Source organism: Thermoanaerobacterium xylanolyticum LX-11 (assembly GCF_000189775.2).
Classification (GTDB): Bacteria; Bacillota; Thermoanaerobacteria; order Thermoanaerobacterales; family Thermoanaerobacteraceae; genus Thermoanaerobacterium; species Thermoanaerobacterium thermosulfurigenes.
In genome coordinates, this window is the sequence record NC_015555.1 from 2,292,445 (window position 1) to 2,313,744 (window position 21,300).

Genomic DNA, 21,300 nt, shown 5'->3' on the forward strand with positions numbered 1-21,300 from the left:
AATTCATTTAATGCTAAAAGAAAAGGCTTTGTAAGCATCACTGCATGCTTTCAAGCCTTTCTGCCTGGTCTTCTGCCAAAAGGGCATCGATTATCTCGTCTAAATCGCCATCTAAAACCATCTGCAATTTGTAAAGCGTAAGTCCTATCCTGTGATCTGTAACTCTACCTTGCGGGAAGTTATAAGTCCTTATTCTCTCGCTTCTGTCCCCTGTGCCAACTTGCAGCTTCCTCGTCATAGAAATTTCTCTTTCTTTTTCTTCTCTGGCCATCTCATAAAGTTTAGCCCTAAGTATCTTCATGGCTCTTTCCCTGTTTTGAAGCTGTGACCTTTCATCTTGGCACGATATGACTATACCTGTGGGTATGTGGGTAAGCCTTACAGCCGAGTCAGTTGTGTTTACGCTTTGCCCACCGTGGCCACCAGACCTAAACACATCTATCTTTATGTCATTTGGGTTTATCTCTATGTCTACATCTTCTACTTCCGGCAATACCGCAACTGTAGCAGTAGATGTGTGTATCCTTCCGCCAGCTTCTGTGGTGGGTATCCTCTGAACCCTGTGAACGCCGCTTTCAAATTTAAGCCTGCTATACGCTCCTTTGCCGGCTATGCTGAATATGACTTCCTTAAATCCGCCAAGCTCCGTAGCATTGGAGCTCATTATCTCGTACTTCCAGCGTTTTTTCTCTGCGTACATGGTGTACATCCTAAAAAGGTCATATGCAAAAAGCGCAGCTTCTTCGCCACCAGCTCCTGCCCTTATCTCCATTATGACATCTTTCTCATCGTTTGGATCTTTCGGAAGCAGCAGAAGCTTTATCTCATTCAGGAGGCTTTCCTCTTTCTCCTCCAGGCTTTTTAGCTCATCCTCTGCCATGTCTTTTAGCTCGTCATCCATCTCGATTAGCTCTTTAGTTGACTCTATGTCATCTTTGACCTTTTTATACTCTCGATACTTTTGGACGATTTCCTCTAATCCAGCCTGCTCTTTCGCCATCTTCTTCCATTCATCCATGTCTTTCATGGATTCAGGATCGCTTAATTTCTGACTAAGCTCCACATATCTATCTTCAATTGCCTTAAGTTTATCTATCATCATCTCACCTCAAAAGCTGATTATATCACATAAATAATATTTTTAAAAGTATCAAGAACCAAGCCATTTCCCTAAAACTACCCTGTCTATTCCTTGAAGGTCTTTTACGATTTCTATATTGCCATATCCACCATCTAAAAGTATTCGCGATACATCGCCTGCTTCATCATATCCCACTTCAAATGCTATTATACCACTGCTTTTAATATATTCTTTAGAATCTCTGACTATCTTTCTGTAAAATAAAAGGCCGTCCTCTCCTCCATCAAGGGCTATCTTAGGCTCTTTTTTTACTTCTTCCTGCAATTTATCAATATCACCACTTCTAATATACGGCGGATTTGACACAATTACATCAAACTTAACATCTTTCGGCACCGATGAAAATAAATCGCTTTTTAAAAAGACGATCTTATCTAAAACACCGTTCTCATAAGCATTATCTCTCGCAACAGATAAAGCATCGTCGCTTATATCAACTGCGTATACTTTCACATCTTTGTATTTCGCTATGCTTACAGCAATAGCGCCGCTTCCAGTGCCTATATCCAATACCACATCGTTTTTCTGAAGCCTCTTTAAGACTTCCTCTACTAACACCTCTGTATCGTTTCTCGGTATTAAAACATTGGGACTTACTTTAAATATAAGTCCCATAAAATGCTTTTTCCCAACTATATATTGATAAGGCATACCGTCTTTTCGCAAGTCCAACAAACCTTTGTATCTTTCAAAAATATTTTCGCTTAACTCTTTATCTCTATTTACAATAATGTATTCCCTTCCTACTCCTAATAAAAAAGATAAAAGTCCTTCTGCTTCAAGCCGCGGTTCTGACACATAATTTTTAAGATACTGTGTCCCAAAATTTAAAGCATCAAATATCTTCAAAAGCTTTTCCTCCCTCATCTTCTAAAACACTTTTTAAAGATGCTATGGCTACCTCTAACTGGCTGTCATCAGGTTCTTTTGTGGTAAGCTTTTGAAGAAGCAGTCCCGGATAAACAAGTGCTGCTATCACCTTATTATCGCTATGACCAGCTATTTTTATCACTTCATACGATATGCCAGCAACGACAGGCAAAAGCAGTATTCTGGATATTATCCTTATGTATAATGAGGGCCATCTTAAAAACGAAAATACGATAATTGACACAATCATTACTATAAACAAAAAGTTTGTGCCGCACCTCGGATGAAGCGTCGTATACTTTCTGGCATTTTCAACGGTAAGTTCCTCTTCATGTTCGAAACAGTGTATCGTCTTATGCTCAGCACCATGGTATTCAAACACCCTCTTTATGTCTTCCATCCTCGATATGAGCGCAAGATACGCGATGAATATTGCAACCCTTAGGACTCCTTCAAAAAGGTTTATGAAAAACGTATTTTCGGTGTATCGCTTTAAAAAGCCTGCCACATAAGTTGGCCCTACGAAAAATACGATTATGGATATAGCCAACGATAAAGCCACAGAAAGATACATTATGACATCATCCAGTTTGTCGCCAAAGACCTTTTTCAAAAATATCTCAAACTTAGAAGGCTCCTCATCTCCGCTTTCACCTTCTATCAATTCAGCAGAATAGCTTAATGTCCTGATTCCAATTATCAAAGAATCTATAAGTGCAACTGTTCCTCTTATAAATGGCACTGACAGTATCTTATGCCTTTTGGTCAAAGGCTTTACCATATCCTTTTTTACAACTATATCATTTCCACACCTTACAGCAGTAGCTATGCTGTTGTGACCCCTCATCATTACACCTTCTATTACCGCTTGTCCACCAATATCCGTCTTCTTCATTGCAGCACCTCCTTAAAAATCCATTTAAGTTCGCGGGACTTCGTGGCACTTTCTGCACCTTGCTTCATAAGACTCCTTTGCTCCCACCATTATAATAGGATCATCGTAATTGGCAGGCCTACCATTTATAAGCCTTTGTGTGCGAGTAGCGGGATTGCCACATTTCATACATATAGCAGTAAGCTTGTCGACGAATTCAGCTATGGCCATCAATTCCGGAGTGGGACCAAATGGCTCACCTCTAAAGTCCATGTCAAGCCCTGCACATATGACCCTTTTTCCGCTGTCAGCGATCTCTTTTACGATGTCTACTATTTCAGAATCAAAAAACTGAATTTCATCTATAGCAAATACATCCGTATCTTCTTCAGCGTATGTCAATATATCAGATGCCTTTACAATGGCAATTGCGTGCATGTTGTCACCATTATGAGATACGACTTTATCTATGGAATACCTATCATCTATGGCCGGTTTAAAGACTTGAACTTTTTGCTTGGCAATCTTGGCTCTTTTTATCCTTCTTATAAGCTCCTCACTTTTTCCACTAAACATAGGACCAGTTACAACTTCTATGTACCCGTGGTCTTTAGGCCCGTACATCATAATCCACCTCTTAAGACAAATAGTTTAAGACAACAAAAAGCTTGTTAATAAAATCCAGAAAAATTTATCAACGCTCACAAATTTCGCTTATCTAATATATCATCGATTCATTCCGCTTGTTTGGCTAACGCCGTCTATGCGTTGTGACGGCTTTCGCTTTCGCTCATACGCCAAACTGCGCTACATTCATCGTGATATATTACGAAAGCTTCATTAATCGTTCGCTTATGATAAACTTTTACACTAATTATATAAATTAACAATTAATTTTTCATTATATATTATGGGCTGATTCCCTCCATGTACGTTTCATACAATAAAAGGTTAGAGCAATAACTCTAACCACTTCATTATTTTGTATCCAGATTGTATTTTTTCTTAAACCTTTCTACCCTTCCACCTGTATCAATCAACTTCTGCTGACCAGTAAAAAGTGGATGGCACTTTGAGCATATTTCAACTCTAAGTTCTTTCTTTGTAGAACCTGTCACAAATGTATTTCCACATGCACACCTTACAACTGCATCATGATAATAAGTTGGATGTATTCCTTCTTTCATCGCCTTCACCTCTTTCAAACCGAAATTACACTTAAATGATTATATCACACATAATATATAATATCAAGATTTATAAAGTTGGGATCTTATGGCCTCTATAAACTCTGCATTAGTCCTTGTCCTCATAAGCCTATCTATCAACACCTCAGTGACTTCATTAGGCGCAATGCTGCTCATGGCCTTTCTTATCATCCACATTGCTTCCAGCTCTTTTTGCGAAAGCAACAATTCTTCTTTCCTTGTACCTGATTTGTATATATCAATTGCAGGAAATATACGCCTTTCTTGCAGCTTTCTGTCAAGATGAAGCTCCATGTTGCCTGTTCCTTTAAACTCCTCAAATATGACATCATCCATGCGACTTCCCGTCTCGATTAAAGCTGTAGCTAAGATTGTCAAGCTTCCACCTTCTTCAATATTTCTGGCAGCACCAAAAAATCTCTTAGGTGGGTGAAGTGCCGACGGATCAAGACCACCAGATAGAGTTCTTCCAGATGGAGGCGTCACAAGATTGTATGCTCTTGCAAGCCTTGTTATGCTGTCCATGAGAATGACAACATCTTTGCCATATTCCACCAGTCTTTTCGCGTATTCCAACACCATCTCTGCCACTTTTGTATGGTGCTCTGGAAGTTCATCAAAAGTGGAGTATACAACTTCGCCTTTTATAGACCTTTTCATGTCTGTAACTTCTTCAGGCCTTTCATCGATGAGAAGCACAATAAGGTGAACTTCAGGATGATTTATAGAAATGCTATTGGCTATCTTCTTTAAAAGGGTAGTCTTGCCAGCTTTCGGTGGAGCCACGATCATTCCCCTTTGGCCTTTTCCTATAGGAGCTATTATGTCCACAAGCCTCATAGCAAGTTCTGTTGGAATCGTTTCAAGTTTCAATTTTTCATCTGGGAAAATAGGTGTAAGCTCATCGAAAGGAATCCTCTTCTTGGCAAGATCCGGACTTTCACCATTTATAGACTCCACATAAAGAATTGCGGAATATTTTTCTCCTTCTCTCGGAATCCTTGTAATTCCTTTTACTTTATCACCAACTTTAAGCCCAAACCTTCTAATCTGCGATTGTGATATATAAATATCTTTATTGCCTTGTATAAAATTATCAACTCTTAAAAATCCATATCCATCAGGCATTATGTCAAGAACGCCCTCTGCAACCACGTCTCCCTGAGTCTCTATAAGCTCTTTCAATGGCTCAGATACATCACTTATCAGTGGAAGCCCTTCTTTTATAAATATGCTGTTGTTTTTCCTTTGCTCTTTTTCTTTTTCTTCGGACTTTTCTTCCTCTTTCTTTTCCTCTGTAACATCTAAAGATATATCTTCCTTGACACTTTCTTCATCTTCGTATGCTTCATCTTCGTGCTTAACCTTTATTGCCTCATCTATATCCTTTTTGGCTTCCTCCACATTTTCTGTGATATTTTCTTTGCTTCTTAAGCGCATCCTGAGCTTTCTTCTAAGCTCCTCATAATCTGCATCTGATTTTTCAAGCTCCTCCACTGGTATGCTTATCTTCCCTATGGTCTTTTTCTCTTCCTCTTTACCAGATTCTGCTTCTTCTGTCTTTGCATCATTGTCTTCTGATACAGTTTCTATGATTTTTTCAGTATCAGATGCTTTTTCTTCTTTTTCATTTTCAGAATCCTTTTCATCTTCTTGTCCTTCTAATCTTGCTTTCTCATCAAGATTTTTTTCTAAAGACAAATTCTCTATATCATTTTTTGCTTCTTCGTCTGTCTTTTCTTCAAGTTTAATCTGCTTTGATTTCTCTACAATAAGCTCTTTTAACTGTTGTTTCCTGTACTTCGTAATGCTTTTTACGCCATATCTTTTGGCTATATCCCTAAGTTCTGCAAGGGATTTCCCTTCTAAATCATTAAAATCCAAAAAAAAGGCACCTCCTAAATAAAATAATTATTTACATTGTAAATGGGATTTTATTAAAAAATTTTTAAATAATATTTTTAATAAAAAAGAATTGTTTTAGATTGGTCTTAGAATACACGGTTATAATATTTGTAAATAGATAATGATGTATTCTTGAGCCCTCAAACGTTATACACTATTTATATTTTATTATACCTTTTAAAAAAGTCAAGTAACACAGCGTAATTTTAATAATTTTTTAACATCACGTTAATATTATCGACACATTTTATAAAAATATTCAGCTTATGTAATTTTTTTCTTATAATTTTATAAAAAAAGTCAGAGGAAATATCCCCTGACTTAAAATTATTTCTTAGGAACTGTCTCCCAATCTTTCAAGAACCTTTCAATACCTATATCTGTCAATGGATGTTTTATCATCTGCATGATCACTTTATACGGCACTGTAGCTATATGTGCTCCTACTTTCGCCGCTTCCAATACATGCATCGGATGTCTTATACTTGCTGCTATCACTTCTGTTTCAATTCCGTATATATCAAATATCTGGACTATGTCAGACACCAACTGCAATCCGTCTGTGGAAATATCGTCAAGCCTGCCTACAAAAGGACTTACATATGTAGCACCTGCTCTTGCTGCGAGAAGTGCTTGTGTCGCTGAAAATACCAGTGTTACATTAGTCTTTACGCCTTTTTCGGTGAGTATTTTAACTGCCTTTAGACCTTCAGCCGTCATAGGTATCTTTATGACGATATTCTTATGAATCTTAGCCAGCTCTAAAGCTTCTTTCACCATACCGTCGTGATCTTCTGATACGACTTCTGCACTGATAGGGCCGTCTACAATCGTTGTTATCTCTTTTACAACCTCTATGAAGTCTCTGCCTTCTTTAGCTATAAGAGAAGGATTAGTGGTAACACCGCATATTACGCCAAGCTCATTTGCTTCCCTTATCTCATCGACATTGGCAGTATCAATAAAAAACTTCATATTGCACACTCCTTTAAAACAAATTTATCCCATAGGGGCAAAAAGCGTCCCTTATTAATCTAAAACTTAAGCTCTTCCTTCTGAGCCAAACATCCTCATCTTGTTCTTTACTACTTCTTTCATAGCTTCTTTGCATGGACCTAAAATTTTCCTTGGATCGTACACTTCTTCATCATTTTTCAATAGCTCTCTAAGCCTTGCAGCGAAAGCTTGTCTTATGTCAGTGTCGATATTTATCTTATTTACACCTAAGCTTACTGCCTTCCTTATATCAGCTTCTGGAACTCCTGATGCACCGTGAAGAACTATAGGCATCTTAAGCATCTCTTTAATCTTTACAAGCCTGTCAAAGTCAAGTTTGGGTTCACCTTTGTATGGACCGTGTGCAGTACCTATGGATATTGCCAAGTAATCAACACCCGTCTCTTTTGCAAACCTGTAAGCTTCATCTGGGTCTGTCATAGATGCTTCCCTTTCGTCAACAGTGACATTGTCTTCTGTACCGCCGATTTTGCCTATCTCTGCCTCTACAGATACACCCATGCCGTGTGCAATAGTTACAACGTTTTTCGTCACTTCAATGTTTTTCTCGAGGGGTAACTTTGATGCGTCCATCATAACTGAAGTCCAACCATTTCTGAGACACTTCATGACATTGTTGAAATCTGTACCGTGATCTAAGTGTAATGCGATGGGAACTGATGCTTTAGCTGCCAATGTTCTTACGATTGCAGAAATTGTCTCTATGCCAGCATATTTTAAACCGCCTTCACTAACCTGAATTATGGCAGGAGATTTCATCTCTTCTGCAGCCTCAACAATGGCTTGTGTTATCTCAAGATTGCTCGTATTAAAAGCACCTACTGCATAGCCTTCTTCATTGGCCTTTTTTAATAATTCTATACCTGTTACTAACATCATAACACCTCCTTAATATATTTTAACCAATTAACGTATATAAATCAAGAAAAAAGGTACCTATGCGATACCTTTACACTGCTACTCTTTCCAGCAAAATTTTATTTACGTATTCCTTGACTTTGAAAATGTCGAAAGGTTTTTTTATAAACCTTTGTCCTTTAAAACATTCATCAGGATCATCAGCAGACATGAAAATGATTTCCATCTCTGGGTGTCGCGTTTTTAAAGTTTTCGTAAACTCTAAAACATCACACTTTCCTATATGTATGTCGAAAATGCTCACATCAGGCTTAAAGCTTTCCAATTTTTCGTGTACTCTTTCAATTTCACTGCATGTTTTTGCAAGGTGTCCCTCCATCGTAAAAAGCTCTTTTAAGAGAGAACAGACACCTTTGTTATCATCTACAATCAAAATCCTCCCCAACTACAAGAACCTCCCTACTGCTTACTTACTCATAAATTAATTTTTCAACAAATTCAAACGTTTTTCTACCAACGCACACACAAATATATATATTCTACAAAAATTTTAATATTCCTTTAATCTAAAAAAAATTTTTTAAAAAAAGGAGCGGATAGATATCCACTCTTTTTTAACGATAATACTTATATGTTATGAAATAGTAGATTTAATAGCACCACTCTTTAACTCATTGAAATACTGTACTATGCCATTGTATATGCCTTGAGCCACTTTCCACTGGAAATTATCATCTGTGAGAAGCTGAGCATCCGTAGGGCTCGTAACGAATCCTGTTTCCACTAAGACAGCAACCATCTTCGTCTGGTTTAATACCACCAAATTAGGCCTCTCTGATAAACCTCTATCCGTCGTGTTTATTTCCTGCATCAAGTTGTCGTGTATTATTTGCGCAAACGTCTTGTCATCCCTCGTGTCACCATTGTATCCATTTGGATAGTAAAGAACCGTCGTCCCATTTGCAGATGGTGAGTCAAAAGCATCGCAGTGAATGCTTACAAACGCATCTGCACCTGCACTATTTGCCTGATCAGGTCTATCATAAAGTCCTACATACGTATCTGTGGTGCGAGACATCATGGTGCGAAATCCACCGTTGTCAAGAAGTGTTTTTAACTTAAGCCCGATTGCCAATGCTATATCTGCTTCGTGTATGCCGCCAATTCCTATTGCCCCCGGGTCAGAGCCTCCATGTCCTGGATCTATGTATATAAGCGGGCCGTTATTGGAAGCCTGGCTGGGACTGCCAATATTAAATGAAATGTCGAATTCCTTTTTGTCTTGTGACTGTGTTATCGTATATAGAAGGCTTGAAGACATACTTACAACAAACCTTGTTATGGCAGGCTGAAGTTGGTTCTGTCCAATATAAGCCATGTTAAGTCCACCTTGATTTATAGAGATCTGCTTATTAGTGACTGCATTTATAGCATTATCAAAGTCGAAGTACACTCTTACGCCAGAGCTATCAGTCAGAATCCCTTTTTGGTACACCAATGGACCATCTGCCTTCAAAGTCACTGTGTAAACACCATTTGCATAAGTTGAGCTAAAGCTTGTGATATTTACATTGTTTGATGTTTGTGGATCCGGTGTTTTTGATGTGACCTGTATTAAATACTTATCACCTATCCATTTCACATCATACCCTAAACTTTCAAACAAAAATCTCATAGGAACGTACGATGTATCATAATTTATAAGTCTTGCAGGCGCTGGAAGTTGTACTTGGTTTCCGTCGACAGTGGCGTAATTTTTGCCTATGAAAAATTTAAAGACCTTTTCCTTCGTTATAGTTATCGTCTGAGTTGTCCCATCCCAGTTTACACTGGCACCTAATCCTTGTGCAATCGATCTTAATGGTACTATGGTGTTCCCGTCCAATATAAGAGGCGGATTGCCGTATGTATTAAATGGGTTTCCATCTACAGTTATGCTGACATCAGGCACGTTGTAATTTACGACTTTGCCGTCTACAACGATATTTCCGCTTAATGCGTACGAAGTAGCGTGAAGTGCCAAAACAAAAAGCAAAATGGATAGAATCGCGATGGCTTTTCTCAATTCTCTACCCCCTTTCGACAAAAATTCTATTATTTATAAACATATTTACATGATAGCCTATTTTTATTACAGATAAGTTACAGACACATTACAATTTATTAACTTATCATGGATAACCAGCACTTCTTGATTTTCAATATGCCATTAATAGACTTTTTTCGCCACCGTATTACAAAAAAAATACCTGTCTCCAGGTATTTTTTGTAGCTTATTTATTAATGTAATTATATAATGACAGTGTCATGTCATAGGCATCCTGCCACTTAACATATCCACTTTTCAAAACGTCCATATACGCTTCTTTAGACACAAGCCCTTTTTCATAAGCCAATTTAAAAAGATCTCCACTATTGACATTTACCTCATTTCTGTATCCAGCATACGTCAATAGTATATCCGCAGCTTCTTCTTTTGTAAGTGGCTTGTCTACAATGTATTTTTGCAGATACTGACTATTTTCGCTTAATAGCTGTTGCTTACTGGGCATAGACCTTTCTATCATTTTGTACGTCATATAATAAAATGATATGCTTTTTATGTTTTCATCAAGCTTAAAATCATTTGTGTATCCAGGCACTATAAGCCCCCAGTGAAGGACAAATTTTAGTCCGTCAAAGGCCCAACTTTTTTCTACGGATTCTTCTACTTTAAACGGCTTAAGGTACGCTCCTTGGCTTACTAATATGGACTGTATGTTCTTTATATCTTCTTCATTCTTTGCGATGTCTTCAAATGATTTGTCTTTGGCTATTGAGTATGCTGACGCTACACCTGCCGCATCTCCTTCTGCCATGCCTATTGGTATTGTTCTGGCAGAGCTTGCAGCTAAGTGGCTGTAGGATGCTGATCGCCCTACTACTAAAAGGTTGTCTACTTTTTCTGGCACTATGCACCTAAATGGCACTGCATACTCTACAGGCTTTCCGTATACATATCCCGTGTCTTCTGGTGATGTTGCTTGTACGTCTACAGGATATGACCCTATTGCTATCCTGTCATAAAAGTCCCTGTTGAATACAACATCGTTTATGTCAAGTGTGTAGTATCCTTTTATGTGCCTCGTCTCTCTTACATACAGCTCATCTGCTGTGCCGTCAAGCTGCACTTTCTCAAAACCAGGGATGTTTTCTCTAAAAAACTGCACTATTCTTTGGAGCTCTTTCTTAGCTAATTCCATTCCTTTTTCTATTGATGATCGATTAAGTCCGTCTACGCCGTATATCAAAAGTGCGTTTACTAATACTGTGCCATCATCTTGTCTACCGAGATTAAGACCTCTTAACCTAAGCATAGGCGTTGAAGGCTTGTAGTTTTTCGTGATGGATAGAAATCCATTTGCAGATGTGTCGTTTATATACGTTGCTGGTATCTTTTTTTCGTATTTTATTATTTTTATAAGGTTGTCCCAATCAATACCTTTTAATCTAAAGACAAGAGTCGATGCCTGTACTTTTCCCTTTAAGCCCATGTCTTCTGCGCCGATTGTGTATGGCACACCTGCAGATGCTGCAACTGAAGCATCCTGTGTTGCATCGATTATCCTTTTGCCGTAGTAGTTTACTTCTTTTCCGTCCTTCAATGCTGTTATGCCTATTATCTTGTTTCCGTTCATTATAGGCTTTTCAAATGTTGTATTGTAAGACTGGGTGATGTTTGGAAGGCTTAAAAGCTTCAAGAATACTTCTTTTGCCTTTTTTACATCAAAGGAGTTTTTTGAGCCTATGCCTTTAAAAAACTCTTTGAATGTGCCTTGTGTAAGCAATGTACCGTCAGGAGCCTTACTCATGTCTATGGTATTTAGCATGCCGTACGTCATGAGGCCGCCAGGTCCATCGTGATTGTCGATTATTAAGACTTTGGCGTCGTTTTTTGCAGCAGACCTTGCAGCAGCAACGCCTTCCGGCTCTGCTCCTACTACTATGACATCGTATTGACTACCACCATCAGGTAGATTAAGCTTAATCGGTTTGGGAAGATTCTCATTTTCTTCTATAACCTTTGATGTCGTCTTTTGGGGTACTTTTTTGTACTTTTCTACGTAAAAGTAGCCACCTACTGCTGTTATTATTAATACTGATACGATGAAAAGCGTAATGATGATTATAAAATACTTCTTAGGCAAAAAAATCACCTCAACATATTACTCATATGTTGATTATATCATGATTTGCCTATATTTGAATATAAATTTCTCAGCCTTTCGAATAAATTTTTTCCCTCTTCTTTTGTCAATAATTTTGACATCCTATCATCTCCATCATTATCACTTGGTTTAATAATCTTGTAAAAAATACTACAACTGTACTTTATAATTTTGATGTGAAAATTTTGTGAAATTTATGTGATATAAAAAGGCAGAAGATGAAAATTTTCACCCTCCGCCTATATATTTAAGCTCCTTCACTTAAAAATTTGTACTGTGACATGTAGAGGTCGTAATAAAGGCCTTTAAGATTCATAAGCTCATCATGCGTCCCTACCTCTACGATTCTTCCTCCATCTACCACCATTATCCTATCGGCATCCCTTATGGTAGAAAGCCTGTGGGCTATAACAAAAGACGTCCTTCCAGAAAGAAGCTTTTTTATACCTTGTTGCACAAGCCTTTCCGTCTGAGTATCTATGTTAGATGTGGCTTCATCTAAAATCAATATTCGCGGGTTTGCTAGAAGTGCCCTTGCAAATGATATTAACTGTCTTTGCCCTACAGAAAGCCTTGATCCTCTCTCGTTTACCTCTGTATCATAGCCTTTTTCCATTTTCATTATGAATTCATGGGCATTTACCGCTTTTGCCGCTGCTATGATTTCATCATCTGTGGCATCAAGTTTTCCGTACCTTATGTTTTCCTTTATTGTATCCGAAAACAAAAACGTATCCTGCAGCATTATGCCCATCTGGCTTCTCAGAGACTCCAGCTCCACATGCTTTATGTCTTTTCCATCTATCAAGACAGCTCCTTTAGACGGATCGTAAAAACGGCTTATGAGATTTACAATCGTAGTCTTTCCTGCACCGGTAGGACCAACAAGTGCGATAGTTTCGCCAGCATTAACTTTAAAACTTACATTATCTAAAACAACATTGCCATCGTCATAACCAAACGTTACATTTTTAAACTCCACATTTCCTTTTATCTTAGGCATTTTAATAGCATTTTTCATGTCTACAATATCTGGCTCAATGTCCATTATCTCAAATATTCTCTCTGCAGATGCAAACGACATGACCAAACTGTTGTAAAAATTGCTTATGTCGAGAATTGGCCTCCAAAACATGCCTATATACATGGTAAATGCTATTATTGTCCCGATTGTAATACCGTATCCCATAAACTTTGCGCTAAAATAATAAAGTATGACAGCTCCAATCCCATAAGACGCATCAACCATAGGCCAAAAAAGGTCATTCAATCTCACAGCTTTAATAAAACTGTCCATCATATCTTTGACAAGTTTAAAGAACACTGAAGAAGTCTTGTCTTCATTCGCAAATTCCTGTACAACTTTTATCCCTGAAAAATCTTCATGTGTATACGCATTAAATGTAGACCTCTTTCTTCTAAATTCCTGCCATCTTCTTCTCGATAAAGTCTCCACCGAAAAAAGACCAATCACAAGCATCGGCAGCAAAATCATGGAAGCCATAGCCAATTTGCTATTTAAATAAAACATCATAGCGCCAACACATATTACCGTCAATATCTGCGGTATAAAATTTGTAACGCTGTTATTAAATAAATCCTGTAGTGAATTCACATCACCTATAACCCTTGCTAAAATTTTCCCTACTGGCCTTGAGTCAAAAAAAGAAAACGAAAGCTTCTGTATGTGGCTATATAATTCATGCCTTATATTTAAAAGTATATCATTTGTGACAGAAGCCATCTTTACTATCCTGGTTCTTGATGCCATCATCGCTAAGAAATTTAATGACACCATCAAAATTCCGATGATAAATAGCCCATTTATATCGCCATTTCGTATGTTTTTATCAATGGCCGTCTTCATAAGAACCGGGTTTATCAAACTTACAGTCATCTCAAATATCAAAAACATTATCACAACAAATACCTTAAACTTGTATCTGCCAAGGTAGCTGAAAAGCCTTTTTAATATGACAAAATTCGACATTCGCCTTAAATCTTCATCTTGCTTTACCATATTTTTAGCCATCTTCGTGCCTCCCTCCATCGTTTGACGAACATTTTAGCTGCAAGCATCCGGAATGCTGTACTCTTCATCGCTAAAATCTTTAAACTGCTCGAGATAAATCTCGTAATACCTACCTCTCTTTTTAAGAAGCTCATCATGGGTTCCCTTCTCAACGATACGTCCATCTTCCATGTAAAGGATCATGTCTGCATTTTTAACAGCCGATATTCTATGAGCAATGATAAACGTCGTAGCGTTTTTCCGCCTTTCACTTAAATTTTTTAAAAGTCTAAATTCTGTATCCATGTCAAGTGCAGATGTCGCATCATCAAGTATCAATATCTTCGCATCCCTTATAAGGGCTCTCGCAATGGCTATCCTTTGCTTTTGACCACCTGATAAGCCGATACCTCTTTCACCTACTATCGTATCGTACTTGTCGTCAAACTCCTCAACAAAATCATCTGCACAAGCCAGCCTTAATGCTTCTTTCACCTCTTCAAATGATGCATCTTCTTTCCCAAATTTTACATTCTCCTCGATGCTTTCAGAAAACAAAAATGTATCCTGCTGCACCACCGCCATCTGACTTCTCAAATCGTGAAGATTTATGCGCCTTACGTCGTAGCCGTCAATGTATACAGCACCATCAGAGACATCGTAATACCTGCCAATAAGATTTACTAAAGACGACTTTCCGGAACCAGTTGTACCCATTATTGCTACAGTTTGACCCGACGAAACCTTGAAATTTATATCTTTTAAGACCATATCATCATTGTACTTAAAAAACACATGCTTAAACTCCACATCACCTTTTAATTCTTTTATCCTTACAGAATCTTCACTGTCTTTGATAGATGGAACGATGTCCATGATCCTCATTATCTTTTTAGCTGACGCATCTGACTGTGCAATCAGATTCGTCAAAAATCCCAGCATTCTCATAGGCCATATAAGCATGTATATATATCCGCTAAAAGCCACCAATTCTCCAATAGATAGAGAGCTTCTGATTACCAACATGCCGCCAAAGACTACCAATATGACTATAGAGAAGTTCGTCAAAAAATCTATAGGCGGAAAATACTTAGCCACTATCCTGTTTTGCTCCATGCTAAGCTCAAAATTTTCATTATTTAAGTTTAAAAATTTCATGATTTCATACTTTTCTCTCGCAAATGCCTTCACAAGCCTCACACCTGCTATATTCTCCTGTGCCGCCGTATTCATAAGCACACCTTGATCGCTTAGTTTCCCATAAGATATGCCAATCTTCTTTTCAAACTGAAGTGCAAGATATCCAATGATAGGCATTCCTAAAAGACTTACTAAAGTAAGCTTCCAGTTTATAAAAAAGAGTATTGTGGATGCAGTAATAAAATATATCATGTTTTCAATAAAAAGCCTTATGCCAAATGATATACTCCTCCACACATTGTCAACATCTTCACCTATCCTGGACATAAGCTCACCTGTATTCATTCCGTCAAAGAAGCTAAAAGGAAGGCTTTGAATGTGGTCAAAAAGGTCCTTTTTTATGTCTACGCTTATCTTTGCTGAAAGTACATCAAATATATACTCTCTTAAATATCCTAATACAGCCCTCACTGCTGTGATGGCAATGAAAGCCCACAAAATTGGCCAAAGAAGGCTCTTATCGCCACCTATAAATACCTTGTCGGTAATTACCTCCTGTAGATATGGATTAAACATATCAAGTGCGATTGCCAGTACCATAGCAATAGATGGCACTATCACGTATAACTTGTACCTTAAGACGTATTTTAAGACTCTCCTCAAAAAAATCCCCCCTAAAAATAAAAACTGTACAAGAACATAGTCTTATACAGTCTTTTTAAGCAAACTTTGATGCACAATAATTATATGTGCAATTATTGCGTATAAAGGCAAAGATCGTGTTGGACTGTGTTCTTAAACAATTTAAAGTATAGCAAACAAAGCCAATAAATTGCCAGAAATTTACGGCTTCAAAATAAAATGCCATACTTATCATGCCATTTTCAGTCTAATGGCTTATTTAAGAACACCCTTAATCATCACAATCTTTCCTTTCAAAGAGAAACTACAAATATTATACCACTGGGGACAAAACGATTGCAACAAATTTTAGTAAAAAAACCCTTAATGACCAGAAGCTTAACAAGCAGTGAACCTACTCCATCCTATAGAGGATGGGAAGCCTTAGTTAAACAAATACCATTAGTTTAAGGTAAATACGAACTACTGCTTGTCGAACTTGAACTTCCATTGTCAATCGTTAAGCTGTTTGCAGAGGCATTTACTACTTTACCATCAGAGAATGTAACAGTTAATTGATTATTCGTAGGATTATATACAACATATGTCTTAGCACCATTTTTATTAAATACTTGATACAATGGAGTATTTGCAGTCACTGTCATGTCAGGAACTCCCAAAGTATTTAATGCATTTAACCACGCATAAGTAAAAGACTTTGATTGCCCTGGTTCATTTGCTATAGAACTATTCCACTTGCTCAATGCTGTAGAAGGATCAGAAAGTGCTAAATACATATACCATATATCCTGCCAGGACGAAGGTTCTGTAGTTCCCCCTTGAGTTAACATTTCATCATAATAGTTCTTGACGTAATTTTTGTCCTTTGCAAGATAAAATGAACCACCGGTTATAGGCAAAAGTTCAATTCCTCTGCCTTGTGCCGCAAAGTTAGCTGTTGAACCTGGATCCCACCAAATCTCTGCGCAATATTTTCCACCCCAAATCATAGATGAATAGTTCCAATTGTATACTCCACTATGATCAATAACGTCATGGTACAAGTCAAATACATAGTTATACATAGATTCTGCTTCAGTTGTATACATGTATATCCCTAAATCTCTAATTGCTGTTTGACCAGTTGCAGTTCCCCATAAAATCATTGCTTGCCATGCATTCATCGCTTCGGAAAATGACTCTTGATTATTTCCATCTGTAAAGAGAGCATTACCACTTGCCCATGAATGCCCCGCATACGGATCAAAATTTCTTAAAAATGGAAATCTGGTATCTGTCCGATCCCAATTTGCAATATCTTTTATAAGTAAATTTACCATACTACCCCATTTGCTCTGATCTGCCCAATTTTTATCTACTAAGGCTATTTGTGCAGCAGCATTTATGAAATACCCATAATGAAAATGGTGATCATTAAGTTGATCATTTGAACCATAACTTGCCGGATAACCAATCAATGTTCCCCATGTTGGGTCATAATAAAAACATTTAGAATCTGAAGAACCACTGTAAGTAAACCAATCCTCTAAATTACTCTCCAAATTAGATAGTGCATTATTGAAAACTGTTGTATTATTATTCATCTTAGCAAGCTGAAGAATAGAAGAAACTCTATTTTGATCTTTTCCGTTCCAATAGGTATCCGTCGATGAAATACCAATTGATTCGCTATTCAATAGAGAGTTCAATGTAGATGGATCAGAACCATTTAGCGGAATAGTGGGTAATATGCCATAATATTTATATGTCGTTGTAAAACTTGTACCCGATATTGTCTTCATCAATCCTCTTACTGTGTTGTAAGTATATGGTAAATATGATAATGAATTATCTCTCCATTGATGAGGATAAAGACCAATTATAGTATCTAAATTTGTACCTTCTTTCGCTGTTGTTGAAATCGTAAATGTCGTTATAACTTGGCTATTATTTCCATCATACGACCATGAAACTTTTGTATCTGTAATAAATGCATAAGCTCTGTCTTTGAAATAATTTAATGTAGAAGTTGTATTATCAGGTAAACCTGCTATTGAAAAATATGTTTTACCACTTGGCAAATTACATGTCAATACCGATGTGCCAATACCGCTCCAAGTTGCCCCTGCCGGCGCAAATAAACCATAACTTATTCCATTTATTGTTATACCTAAATATTGACTATTGCTATCCCCATAAAATACTGTGGGAATAGTATTAAATACTATTTGGGGATTCCCAGTTGGAAAGTCAAAGTAGATATATGGACTTCCTTCCGTTATAGTTGCTTTTAAAACATTTGTAGAACCAGATGTCAACACTCCATCGAATGACCAATCAGTTATCTTATCGGCACGTGCATCTGTATAACCACCATAGTTAGAATTTTTTATTGTCATATCCGGTGTATTAGCATTGTGCTCCCATAGCACATATCGCCCAGTATAGGAACTTTCACCTTCTCCACTTTTTTGTGGTTTGCATACTTGCAATCCATTTCCCGTAAATTTAACTGATAATGGAATTGGATACATTGCTTCTGAATACTGTGTCCATAAAATAGAACTTTCCCAGCTATTTGTTGGAATAGCACCGGTTAAATTAGATGTCTTATACACTGCTGATTGTGGGCCCACTTGTCCTGCAGGAAGAATATCGGTATAACTCCCAGCTCCTGCACTTATAGTGTTTCCATGTGCATTTTTAGAGTAAAATTTAGAGTAGAAGATATAAGAACCGATGACTATTATTATAATCAATAATACTACTAAAAACTTCATATTAAACTTCATATTAAACTTCATTATAATTTACCTCCATAGACCATATAGAAAGCGGCCTCATATACATTGAAGCTCTATAATTTCCGTCCTTGGTCCATGCTTCAGGAGTCCTGAACCAATAGCCCTTTCCACTTTTATCATAAGTCATTTTATATACTCCATATGCTGTGTTATACGCTTCTTCTGTCATACCTCTGTATTTCATAAAAGATGCTAAAGCATATGTCACACCTGTCCAAACTTCCTGTGCCTGTATATCGGACTCATCAACTATACCGTCCGGCCTCATACCATTTACTGCACCCATCTTACCATTTTCAAATTTCATAACATTAAATTCATATATTTTCTTTAAGGCTTTTTGCACATGATCTTTTGGCAATATATCTCCTAATCTTAATATATCCGCATACCACTGACCAGCAAGTTGATCCGCCATAATACTATCTTTATGGTCGCTCTCTGTATCAAAATTGTAATACTCACCATTCCACAATTCTTTTTCAAAGTTTTGTTGAGCAATTTTATACCATTCATTGTATTTTATATATGCTTCATTATCTTTTAAAACTTTTCCTATTTCCTGCGCTGCCTTTAAAGCAGCAAGCCAGAGACTCCCACAATATGCACTTGTTCCTTTCATTGACCAAGTATCATACGTCTGGTCAGGTATACCTTCATTATCTGGTATACCGTCGTTGTCTTTATCCATTTCTTTTAATTTATCAAGAGCGGTCTTTACTGATTTCCATGTGTATTTCAAAAATTCTTTATCTGTTTTTCCAGTCAGGACATAATCTCTGTACACAAGAAGCACATATTTAGAATTTAAATCTTTCCAGATATTTGGATTCTGCCAATCATATGCATTAATCTTTATCCAAGGCAGAGCATATGAAGAACCTAGATCATGCGGTATCATGCCTTGAACCTTTTTTACTGCCATTGCTCCGTTCGAGCCAACTTTAAACTCTGAACTATCCTGCACATTTATAGTATCAGCAAACTGTCTCATAACCTGTTTTTCTATATCCGGCCACAACATTACAAGCGGAAACGAACCATAAAACCTTACATCAAGTGTCTCATAATAGTTATAGTCAAAACACTCCAAAAGGCCAAACATGTTGTTTGTTCTTTTATCTTTTTCCCCAACTTTACCATTTTCCCAAGCTGTCCCGCCATCAGCAAGATAATAAAGTTCATTAAACAAAGCAGTTTTATACCAGTCGGGTTTACTCTTATTTGATAATATTGGCTTTTGCCAGTCATCTATCATCTTTTCCCACTTTTGATAATTATTTAATGCCTCTTTTAAAATTGCAAAAGAATTTTTCCCGTTTTTTCCAAAATACTTTGTATACATTTTATACCATTTATCGCCGCCACCAAATTTCATTATTGGCAAATCCCAACTTAAAGCAAATGGTACCTCAATTGTTTGTCCGGGTTGCAATTTAAAGTTAACTGCTATTGCACTGCCTATTCCATCCTGTTTTGTTGGGGTTTCGTCATCTTTATTATCAAGAATCCCATTTTTCGAAAATTCATGCCATAAGTCGCTACCATCACCAGTAGTTACAAATTTAGCTTTATATGAAATATCAACGCCCGGAACTTTTTTAACACCAATTGAATATTCTCCATTCCATTCTTCATTATCGTTTGATATATTGCCCATAACAGCCGCAACAATCTCACTATCTTTAGATTTGTCTTTAATAATTTTATTGAAGTTGCCACTATTGACATTTACTTGTTTACCAAAAAAACCAATCATATTTTGCCATGTAAACATTATAGAAACGTCGACATTTTTATTTGTTGGGTTATATGCAGTCCATTTAAAAACAGCAACAGGGTATGATGTTTCTTTATAATTATAAGGTATTATAGGAGAAAACTGCTTTACCGCAAGTTGTACAGGCAAATCTTTGTTAGTGTATGTATACCATGAATTAGGATATAACGCATAATACATTCCACTTTCCTTTGGATAATCCCATTTCCAGCTGCTAAGATAGCCGTTTTCCGGTTCGCCCGCATATAGTACCTGTGCCACACCATCTTTATTTCCTTCAACCTTCTGAAATACGCTAAACTGATTAGCATAAACCGTAGTATATTTGTTTTTGCCTATTTCAAGGTGCCATCTTGAAAACCCACCGTTATATGTCCTTCCTATTGTGCCAGCCCCAAATCCACCAAGTGGAGCTCCTTGTACATATGAATCATCAATCATTGGGTATTTAACATTTGGATGACCTGCATTTTTAAATTTCTCACCTATGCCTATTGTCCACGCACTATCTGGTATATCTATTTTATGACTTATTTTGTCTTCATTTATGTTAATTTTTTCTGAACATCCTGTTAGTATTGCACTAATTGTAAATATAAAAATAAATAACAATATTATTACTTTTCTCATTTAGTTGTCCTCCAAAACTATTATTAAAGGCAGAACATCTCATTTCCTGCCAAGCCAAGGATGCTCTGCCTTTTTTCAATTATTTGCACAATTTATTAATATATTACTATAGATGAGAAATTCACTAACATAAATTGCCATAATAAACTTACATGAAAAAATTTAATAAAAAATAGAGACAAATGCTCGCTTCTATGGTATTTAATATGTTGTTACACTATAACAATATTAAT

General features: G+C 37.0%; 15 protein-coding genes. All 15 read right to left on the reverse strand.

The window, feature by feature from the left end; genetic code table 11:
- Nucleotides 1-37 precede the first annotated feature (37 nt).
- The 15 genes from prfA to THEXY_RS11170 all read right to left on the reverse strand — a co-directional run bounded on the left by prfA (nucleotide 38) and on the right by THEXY_RS11170 (nucleotide 21,067).
- Entirely contained in the window at nucleotides 38-1,099 is a 1,062-nt protein-coding gene (gene prfA, locus THEXY_RS11100) for a peptide chain release factor 1 (RefSeq protein WP_013788931.1), read from the reverse strand.
- A gap of 51 nt (nucleotides 1,100-1,150) precedes the next feature.
- Nucleotides 1,151-1,990: a peptide chain release factor N(5)-glutamine methyltransferase gene (prmC, locus tag THEXY_RS11105; protein ID WP_013788932.1), complete on the reverse strand. Its 840-nt coding sequence runs from the start codon at nucleotides 1,988-1,990 to the stop codon at nucleotides 1,151-1,153.
- Nucleotides 1,977-2,906, reverse strand: coding sequence for a DUF1385 domain-containing protein (locus THEXY_RS11110; protein WP_013788933.1), 930 nt, complete (start codon nucleotides 2,904-2,906; stop codon nucleotides 1,977-1,979). The genes prmC and THEXY_RS11110 overlap by 14 nt, the downstream gene beginning before the upstream one ends.
- Before the next feature lie 24 nt (nucleotides 2,907-2,930).
- Nucleotides 2,931-3,512 carry a thymidine kinase gene (locus THEXY_RS11115; protein WP_041592139.1) on the reverse strand — a complete coding sequence of 194 codons (582 nt, stop codon included), beginning with the start codon at nucleotides 3,510-3,512 and terminating at the stop codon, nucleotides 2,931-2,933.
- Between the two features lie 350 nt (nucleotides 3,513-3,862).
- A complete protein-coding gene (gene rpmE, locus THEXY_RS11120) occupies nucleotides 3,863-4,072 on the reverse strand; it encodes a 50S ribosomal protein L31 (protein WP_013788935.1) in 210 nt (69 codons plus the stop codon).
- A gap of 63 nt (nucleotides 4,073-4,135) precedes the next feature.
- Entirely contained in the window at nucleotides 4,136-5,977 is a 1,842-nt protein-coding gene (gene rho / locus THEXY_RS11125; protein ID WP_013788936.1) for a transcription termination factor Rho, read from the reverse strand.
- Between the two features lie 348 nt (nucleotides 5,978-6,325).
- Nucleotides 6,326-6,973, reverse strand: coding sequence for a fructose-6-phosphate aldolase (gene fsa / locus THEXY_RS11130; RefSeq protein WP_013788937.1), 648 nt, complete (start codon nucleotides 6,971-6,973; stop codon nucleotides 6,326-6,328).
- 66 nt (nucleotides 6,974-7,039) lie between these two features.
- Nucleotides 7,040-7,891, reverse strand: coding sequence for a class II fructose-1,6-bisphosphate aldolase (locus THEXY_RS11135; protein ID WP_013788938.1), 852 nt, complete (start codon nucleotides 7,889-7,891; stop codon nucleotides 7,040-7,042).
- Nucleotides 7,892-7,964: 73 nt separating this feature from the next.
- Nucleotides 7,965-8,318: a response regulator gene (locus THEXY_RS11140; RefSeq protein ID WP_013788939.1), complete on the reverse strand. Its 354-nt coding sequence runs from the start codon at nucleotides 8,316-8,318 to the stop codon at nucleotides 7,965-7,967.
- A gap of 189 nt (nucleotides 8,319-8,507) precedes the next feature.
- The gene (locus THEXY_RS11145) at nucleotides 8,508-9,938 is read right to left on the reverse strand and encodes an N-acetylmuramoyl-L-alanine amidase (RefSeq protein ID WP_013788940.1); all 1,431 of its coding nucleotides are present in this window, start codon (nucleotides 9,936-9,938) and stop codon (nucleotides 8,508-8,510) included.
- A gap of 208 nt (nucleotides 9,939-10,146) precedes the next feature.
- On the reverse strand, nucleotides 10,147-12,060 hold the full coding sequence (locus tag THEXY_RS11150; RefSeq protein ID WP_013788941.1) for an FAD-dependent oxidoreductase: 1,914 nt from the start codon (nucleotides 12,058-12,060) through the stop codon (nucleotides 10,147-10,149).
- 268 nt (nucleotides 12,061-12,328) lie between these two features.
- Nucleotides 12,329-14,113: an ABC transporter ATP-binding protein gene (locus tag THEXY_RS11155; RefSeq protein WP_013788942.1), complete on the reverse strand. Its 1,785-nt coding sequence runs from the start codon at nucleotides 14,111-14,113 to the stop codon at nucleotides 12,329-12,331.
- 33 nt (nucleotides 14,114-14,146) lie between these two features.
- Entirely contained in the window at nucleotides 14,147-15,895 is a 1,749-nt protein-coding gene (locus tag THEXY_RS11160; RefSeq protein ID WP_013788943.1) for an ABC transporter ATP-binding protein, read from the reverse strand.
- Between the two features lie 425 nt (nucleotides 15,896-16,320).
- Nucleotides 16,321-18,657 carry a glycosyl hydrolase gene (locus tag THEXY_RS11165; protein WP_013788944.1) on the reverse strand — a complete coding sequence of 779 codons (2,337 nt, stop codon included), beginning with the start codon at nucleotides 18,655-18,657 and terminating at the stop codon, nucleotides 16,321-16,323.
- Complete coding sequence (locus THEXY_RS11170) at nucleotides 18,647-21,067, reverse strand: GH116 family glycosyl hydrolase (protein WP_013788945.1); 2,421 nt, start codon at nucleotides 21,065-21,067, stop codon at nucleotides 18,647-18,649. The genes THEXY_RS11165 and THEXY_RS11170 overlap by 11 nt, the downstream gene beginning before the upstream one ends.
- Between the last annotated feature and the right edge of the window lie 233 nt (nucleotides 21,068-21,300).

Excerpts from the sequence above, each read along its gene's own strand:
- prfA (WP_013788931.1), bottom strand. The coding sequence starts at position 1,099 with ATGATAGATAAACTTAAGGCAATTGAAGATAGATATGTGGAGCTTAGT.
- THEXY_RS11110 (WP_013788933.1), bottom strand. The coding sequence starts at position 2,906 with ATGAAGAAGACGGATATTGGTGGACAAGCGGTAATAGAAGGTGTAATG.
- THEXY_RS11115 (WP_041592139.1), bottom strand. The coding sequence starts at position 3,512 with ATGATGTACGGGCCTAAAGACCACGGGTACATAGAAGTTGTAACTGGT.
- rpmE (WP_013788935.1), bottom strand. The coding sequence starts at position 4,072 with ATGAAAGAAGGAATACATCCAACTTATTATCATGATGCAGTTGTAAGG.
- fsa (WP_013788937.1), bottom strand. The coding sequence starts at position 6,973 with ATGAAGTTTTTTATTGATACTGCCAATGTCGATGAGATAAGGGAAGCA.
- THEXY_RS11135 (WP_013788938.1), bottom strand. The coding sequence starts at position 7,891 with ATGTTAGTAACAGGTATAGAATTATTAAAAAAGGCCAATGAAGAAGGC.
- THEXY_RS11155 (WP_013788942.1), bottom strand. The coding sequence starts at position 14,113 with ATGGCTAAAAATATGGTAAAGCAAGATGAAGATTTAAGGCGAATGTCG.
- THEXY_RS11165 (WP_013788944.1), bottom strand. The coding sequence starts at position 18,657 with ATGAAGTTTAATATGAAGTTTAATATGAAGTTTTTAGTAGTATTATTG.
- THEXY_RS11170 (WP_013788945.1), bottom strand. The coding sequence starts at position 21,067 with ATGAGAAAAGTAATAATATTGTTATTTATTTTTATATTTACAATTAGT.